At 68.3% G+C, this 6,580-nt stretch carries 7 protein-coding genes; 5 read left to right on the forward strand and 2 right to left on the reverse strand.

Annotation, left to right across the window (positions count from 1 at the left end; translation table 11 throughout):
* Window positions 1-153 precede the first annotated feature (153 nt).
* Window positions 154-615, reverse strand: coding sequence for a carboxymuconolactone decarboxylase family protein (locus tag ASJ79_RS15870; RefSeq protein WP_067956822.1), 462 nt, complete (start codon window positions 613-615; stop codon window positions 154-156).
* Between the two features lie 49 nt (window positions 616-664).
* On the opposite strand from ASJ79_RS15870, the gene ASJ79_RS15875 reads away from it, so the two are divergent.
* The gene (locus ASJ79_RS15875) at window positions 665-2,074 is read left to right on the forward strand and encodes a PLP-dependent aminotransferase family protein (RefSeq protein ID WP_067956825.1); all 1,410 of its coding nucleotides are present in this window, start codon (window positions 665-667) and stop codon (window positions 2,072-2,074) included.
* Window positions 2,075-2,144: 70 nt separating this feature from the next.
* Here the strand turns inward: ASJ79_RS15875 and ASJ79_RS15880 are convergent, their stop codons facing one another.
* Window positions 2,145-2,444: a hypothetical protein gene (locus ASJ79_RS15880; RefSeq protein ID WP_067956828.1), complete on the reverse strand. Its 300-nt coding sequence runs from the start codon at window positions 2,442-2,444 to the stop codon at window positions 2,145-2,147.
* 301 nt (window positions 2,445-2,745) lie between these two features.
* Here ASJ79_RS15880 and ASJ79_RS15885 point away from each other — a divergent pair, with 301 nt between their 5' ends.
* The 4 genes from ASJ79_RS15885 to ASJ79_RS15900 form a co-directional block, all read left to right on the forward strand.
* The gene (locus ASJ79_RS15885; RefSeq protein WP_067956836.1) at window positions 2,746-3,141 is read left to right on the forward strand and encodes a GtrA family protein; all 396 of its coding nucleotides are present in this window, start codon (window positions 2,746-2,748) and stop codon (window positions 3,139-3,141) included.
* 32 nt (window positions 3,142-3,173) lie between these two features.
* The gene (locus tag ASJ79_RS15890; protein WP_067956838.1) at window positions 3,174-4,556 is read left to right on the forward strand and encodes an FAD-binding oxidoreductase; all 1,383 of its coding nucleotides are present in this window, start codon (window positions 3,174-3,176) and stop codon (window positions 4,554-4,556) included.
* On the forward strand, window positions 4,557-5,339 hold the full coding sequence (locus ASJ79_RS15895) for a decaprenylphospho-beta-D-erythro-pentofuranosid-2-ulose 2-reductase (protein WP_067956833.1): 783 nt from the start codon (window positions 4,557-4,559) through the stop codon (window positions 5,337-5,339).
* Window positions 5,340-5,419: 80 nt separating this feature from the next.
* Window positions 5,420-6,580 (forward strand): arabinofuranosyltransferase (locus tag ASJ79_RS15900; RefSeq protein ID WP_197420235.1); only part of this gene is annotated, 1,161 nt, incomplete at its 3' end.

A 6,580-nucleotide genomic window follows, 5' to 3' on the forward strand; every position in this document is an offset into this window, starting at 1 on the left:
GTGATCTGACTGGTTGAACCCGCCACCGCGGCCGGCCATTTCACCTGGCAGAAATTGAACGACCCCGTGGCCGAAATTGCATTCCACCAGCGGAAAACCGAGAACCGCCCGGCCGGAATGCAATTTCGGCGCAAGAAGGACGCAAGAGGGGCGTTACCGGCGCGGGACCGGCGAGCGCACCACGGCGTTGATGCGGTTCCACGCGTTGATCGTCACGGCCATCGCGACGATCTGTCCGAGCTCACGGTCGGAGAACACCTGCGTCGCCTGGTCGTACACCGTGTCGGGGACCCCGTGATCGCCGAGTTCGGTGAGGGCTTCAGTGAGCGCCAGCACGGCGCGTTCCCGGTCGTCGAACAGATCGCCGGCTTCGGCCCACGCGGCCAAGAGGTCGAGCTTCTGCTCGCTGACGCCGTGCTTGCGGGCGTCACGGGTGTGCATGTCGAGGCAGAACGCGCAGCGGTTGATCTGCGACGCCCGGATCTTGATCAGCTCGCCGAGTTGAGGGTCGAGGTCCTTGGCCGCGGCCATGGAGAGATTCATCATCGCGTCGTACAGTTCCGGCGATGTCTTGTAGATCTTGAGGCGGTCCTGGGTGCTCAATGTCTGGGTCACGTGTTCGACGTTAGCTCCGAATGGCTCGTGAAAATGGTTCAATTCGGGCGTGACTTCGTGGGCCAATCCGGGCACCCGGGACCTCCATCTTGATCTGCGTGGGACGCTGGTCCCCGGCACCCGCGGCACCAAGGACGCGCTGATCACCGCGCTGCGGGACGCGGCCCGCTCGGGCCGGCTGGCCCCCGGCACGATGCTGCCGCCCTCACGGACCTTGGCCGCCGATCTGGGACTGGCCCGCAACACCGTCGCCGACGCCTATGCCGAGCTGGTCGCGGAGGGCTGGCTGGCCTCGCGCCAGGGCGCCGGGACGTGGGTCGTCGACCACACCCCCGCCGCGGTAGCGCGAGCCCGGCCCCGCGGTACCCGCGTCGTCCCCGCGCACAACCTGATGCCCGGTTCACCTGACGTCGCGGAGTTCCCCCGCGGTCAGTGGCTCACCAGCACCCGCCGCGCGCTGACCGACGCCCCGAATGAGGCGCTGCGCATGGGCGATCCCCGTGGCCGACCCGAATTGCGTTCGGCGCTGGCCGAATACCTCGCGCGGGCGCGTGGAGTGCGAACTTCCCCCGAGTCCATCGTGATCTGCGCGGGCGTCCGGCACGCCGTCGAGCTTCTGGTCCGGGTGCTGGGCGGCCCGATCGCGGTGGAGGGATACGGGCTCCACCTCTTCCGTGACGCCATCGCAGCCGCCGGCATCACGACAAAGCCGATCAATGTCGACGAAAAGGGCGCTGTCGTCGAAGAACTCGACGATCACGACGTTTCCGCGGTGCTGCTCACGCCCGCCCACCACAGTCCGCTCGGGATGCCTCTGCACGCGTCGCGGCGCAGCTGGATTGTTGAATGGGCCCAGCACACAAACGGATTCGTCCTCGATGACGACTACGACGGCGAGTTCCGCTACGACCGGCAGCCTGTCGGCGCACTCCAGGCGCTGAGGCCGGACCGGGTGGCCTATCTGGGTTCGACGAGCAAAAGCCTTTCCCCGGCGCTGCGACTGGGCTGGATGGTGTTGCCGGACAGCCTGGTCGACGCGGTGGTCGCGGCCGCGGGGGGCCAGCAGTTCTACGTCGACGCGATCAGTCAGCTCACCCTGGCCGACTTCATCGACCGCGGCTGCTACGACCGGCACATCCGGCGGATGCGGATGAGGTACCGCCGGCGCCGCGACGTGCTTGTCGCCGCACTGGCACCGTTCGGTGTCGGAATCAGCGGACTCTCCGCCGGGGTCAACCTGTTGGTGACACTGCCCGACGGCGCCGAACCGGAAGTCATGCGCCGTGCCGGAGAGGCCGGTATCGCGTTGTCGGGACTGTCGATCATGCGACATCCGCTGGCGGGACCCGAGATCGCCGAGCACGACGGACTGGTCGTCGGCTTCGCCGCCCCCGCCGAACACGCGTTTCCAGCCGCGGTGTCGGCACTGTGTGAGGTGCTCAGAGCGAGCGGCCTCTGACCGCCGCGGCGGGGGGCCGGCGACGCGACAGGGCCACCTCCCGCTGGAGGTGGCCCTGTCACCCGGGAAGCTACTTGACGTCGACGTAGTAGACGCTCCCGGTGACGCTGTTCTGGAACGTGCGGTCGTAGCGGTAGTCGCGGACCGTGGAGCGGATGTCACCGCCCTTGTGGATCCCGACCACGCTGGCCTCGCTCAACGGGGCATCCGAGAGCCGGTTGACCACCACCCGGTGGCCCTGGGCTTCGAGCTGGCTGATCGTGGCATCGGCGTTGCCTCCGGTCGGGGCGGCGACCGCCGGAGCGGCCAACCCGAGCACCGCGGCGGACAGGCCGGCGGCGACAGCGGTGGCGATGGTGAGGTTCTTCATGAGGGGTGTCCTTCCCGGTGTCGGGTCGGAAGCCGTGGAGCGAATCGCGCGGTCTCGACTCGGTGGTGGTGGCGGTCGATCGTGGTGATCTGACTCGTTGAACCCGCCACCACGCCCCGCCATTTCAGCTGGCAGAAATTGAACGACCCCGTGGCCGAAATTGCATTCCACCAGCGGAAAACCGAGAACCGCCCGGCCGGAATGCAATTTCGGCGCAAGAGGCGCGCAAGAGGGGCGTTACCGGCGCGGGACCGGCGAGCGCACGCGCTACCCGTAAGCTGCGCGGGTGGCCGAGCCCCCGATGTCACCGCAGCCGAGCCTGAAGACACAGATCTGGCGGTTCCTGGTGACCGGCGGGCTGGCGGCGATCGTGGACTTCGGGCTGTATGTCGCGCTGCTGGCCGCCGGTCTGCACGTGAACATCGCCAAGACGCTCAGCTTCATCGCCGGCACCACCACCGCGTACCTGATCAACCGGCGCTGGACGTTCCAGGCGCCGCCCAGCACGGCGCGCTTCATCGCGGTGTGCGTCCTCTACGCCCTCACCTATGCGGTCCAGGTGGGCATCAACTACGCCTTCTACATGGAGTTCGACGACAAACCCTGGCGGGTTCCGGTGGCGTTCGTGATCGCGCAGGGCACCGCGACGGTGATCAACTTCGTCGTGCAGCGCGCGGTCATTTTCCGGCTGCGCTGACCACCGCGGCTGTCGCGGTACCCTCTGTGACGATGTTGAGCACGGAGTTTCCGACCACCGCCAAGCGGTTGACCGGCTGGGGCCGCACCGCCCCGTCGGTGGCCGAGGTGCTGTCGACGCCGGATCCCGAGGTGATCGTCAAAGCCGTCGTACAGGCCGCCGAAGACCCCGGCAGGGGCATTCTCGCCCGTGGGCTGGGCCGCTCGTACGGCGACAACGCCCAGAACGGCGGCGGCCTGGTCATCGACATGAACGCGCTGAACCGCATCCACTCGATGGACGCCGACAGCCACCTCGTCGTCGTGGACGGCGGCGTCAATCTCGACCAACTGATGCGGGCCGCACTGCCGCTCGGGCTGTGGGTTCCCGTGCTGCCCGGCACCCGTCAGGTCACCGTCGGCGGTGCCATCGCCTGCGACATCCACGGCAAGAACCACCACAGCGCCGGCAGCTTCGGTAACCACGTGCGCTCGATGGACCTGCTGACCGCCGACGGGGCGGTCCGCACCGTGACCCCCGACGGTCCCGAGGCCGAACTGTTCTGGGCCACCGTGGGCGGCAACGGGCTGACCGGCATCATCCTGCGCGCCACCATCGAGATGACGCCCACCGAGACGGCGTACTTCGTCGCCGACGGTGACGTCACCGCGAGCCTCGACGAGACCATCGCGTTTCACAGCGACGGCACCGAGGCCAACTACACCTACTCCAGCGCGTGGTTCGACGCGATCAGCCCGCCGCCGAAACTCGGCCGCGCCGCGATCTCGCGCGGTTCGTTGGCCACCGTCGACCAGCTGCCGAGGAAGCTGCAGAAGAATCCGCTGAAATTCGATGCGCCGCAACTGCTCACGCTGCCCGACGTGTTCCCCAACGGTCTGGCCAACAAATACACGTTCATGCCGATCGGCGAGCTGTGGTACCGCAAATCGGGGACATACCGCGGCAAGGTCCAGAACCTGACGCAGTTCTATCACCCGCTCGACATGTTCGGGGAGTGGAACCGGGCGTACGGGTCCTCGGGTTTCGCGCAGTACCAGTTCGTGGTGCCCACGGATGCCGTCGAGGAGTTCAAAGCCATCCTCGTCGACATCCAGCGTTCCGGGTTCCACTCGTTCCTGAATGTGTTCAAGCTTTTCGGGCCGGGAAACCAAGCGCCGCTGAGCTTTCCGATTCCCGGCTGGAACGTGTGCGTCGACTTCCCGATCACCACAGGCCTCAACGAGTTCCTCAACGGGCTCGACCGGCGGGTACTCGAGTTCGGCGGCCGGCTGTACACCGCCAAGGACTCCCGCACCACCGCCGAGACCTTCCACGCCATGTATCCCCGCATCGACGAGTGGATCGCCCTGCGCCGCAAGGTGGATCCCGACGGTGTGTTCGCCTCCGACATGGCCCGACGACTGGAGCTTCTCTAGATGGTTTTCGACGCGACCGGCAACCCGCAGGCGATCCTGCTTCTGGGCGGCACCTCGGAGATCGCCCTGGCGATCGGTGAACGGTACCTGCGCAACGCCCGCGCCCGTATCGTGCTGGCGGATCTGCCCGGCCACCCGCGCAAGGACGCCGCCATCGAGCAGATGCGCGCTGCGGGCGCCAAGTCCGTCGACTGGATCGACTTCGACGCGCTGGACACCGAGAAGCACCCTGAGGTCATCGAGGCGGCGTGGCGCGACGGGGACATCGACGTCGCGGTGGTCGCGTTCGGCCTCCTCGGCGACGCCGAGGAGCTCTGGCAGAACCAGCGCAAGGCCGTGCAGATCGCCGGGATCAACTACACCGCAGCGGTTTCGGTGGGCGTGCTGCTCGGGCAGAAGATGCGGGCCCAGGGTTCGGGCCGCATCATCGCGATGAGTTCGGCCGCCGGCGAGCGGGTCCGCCGCTCCAACTTCGTCTACGGCTCCACCAAGGCCGGGCTCGACGGCTTCTACCTCGGCCTCGGAGAAGCGTTGAGTGAGTTCGGGGTTCACGTGCTGGTGATCCGTCCCGGCCAGGTGCGTACCACGACGACGATCGAGCACTGGAAGGCCACCGGCGCCAAGGAGGCCCCGTTCACGGTCGACAAGGAAGACGTCGCCGAGCTGGCCGTCACCGCGTCGAACAAGGGCAAAGACCTGATCTGGGCGCCCGGCGCGTTCCGCTACGTGATGATGGTGCTGCGCCACATCCCGCGCCGTATCTTCCGCAAGCTGCCCATCTGAATCCGGTGGGCAGAAGCGGAGCGACCCGGGAAACGGAGGCCGGTGCCACCCTGGCCGTGCCGCTGCGCACGGCCGGCCAGATGCTCGTCGCGACCGTGGTCGCCGCCGCGGTCGCGACGGTCAGCCTGTTCGCGATCGCGCGCGTCGAGTGGCCCGCCTACAACTCGTCCAACCAGCTGCACGCGCTTACCACCGTCGGGCAGGTCGGCTGCCTGGCCGGGCTGTTCGCCGCCGGCGTCCTGTGGCGCCGGGGCCGGCACACCATTGCCCGGCTCGGCGCGCTGCTGTTCCTGGCCGCGTTCTCGGTGGTGACGCTCGCGATGCCGCTGGGCGCCACCCGGCTCTACCTGTTCGGCATCTCCGTCGACCAGCAGTTCCGCACCGAGTACCTGACCCGGTTCGCCGACCAGACCGCGCTGAACGACATGACCTACATCGGGTTGCCGCCGTTCTACCCGCCCGGGTGGTTCTGGCTCGGTGGCCGGCTGGCGGCGCTGACCGGCACCCCGGCCTGGGAGATGTTCAAACCCTGGTCGATCATCTCGATCACCGTCGCGATCGTGCTCGCGCTGGTGTTGTGGGCCGCGATGGTCCGGTTCGAGTACGCGCTGGTGGTCTCGACCGCGACCGCCGCGGCGGCACTGGCCTACTCCCCCGCCGAGCCGTACGCCGCCATCGTCGCCGTGCTGCTGCCGCCGGTGTTCGTGCTGGCGTGGTCGGGCCTGCGCGGCAGGTCGCGCCACGGCGGCTGGGCCGCGATCGTCGGCACCGGGATCTTCCTCGGCGTCACCGGGCTGTTCTACACGCTGCTACTGGCCTATGCGGCGTTCACGCTGACCGTGATGGCGGTGCTGCTGGCCGCGGCGCGCCGGCACTGGGAGCCGCTGCTGCGGCTGCTGGTCATCGCGGTGATCTCCGGTCTGATCGCGCTGATCGGGTGGGGCCCCTACCTTCTGGCAGCGGCCCGCGGCACACCCGCCGAAACCGGCACCGCGCAGCACTATCTGCCTATGGACGGCGCCGAGCTGTCCTTCCCGATGCTGAGGTTCACGCTGCTGGGCGCGCTGTGCCTGCTCGGCACCGTGTGGCTGGTGATCCACGCCCGCTCCTCCACCCGCGCGGGCGCGCTGGCCGTCGCCGTGCTGACCGTCTACGCGTGGTCGCTGCTGTCCATGCTGACCACCCTGCTGGGCACCACGCTGCTCTCGTTCCGGCTGCAGCCCACCCTGACCATCCTGCTG

Origin of the sequence: Mycobacterium sp. NAZ190054, from assembly GCF_001545925.1 — a bacterium.
Classification (GTDB): Bacteria; Actinomycetota; Actinomycetes; order Mycobacteriales; family Mycobacteriaceae; genus Mycobacterium.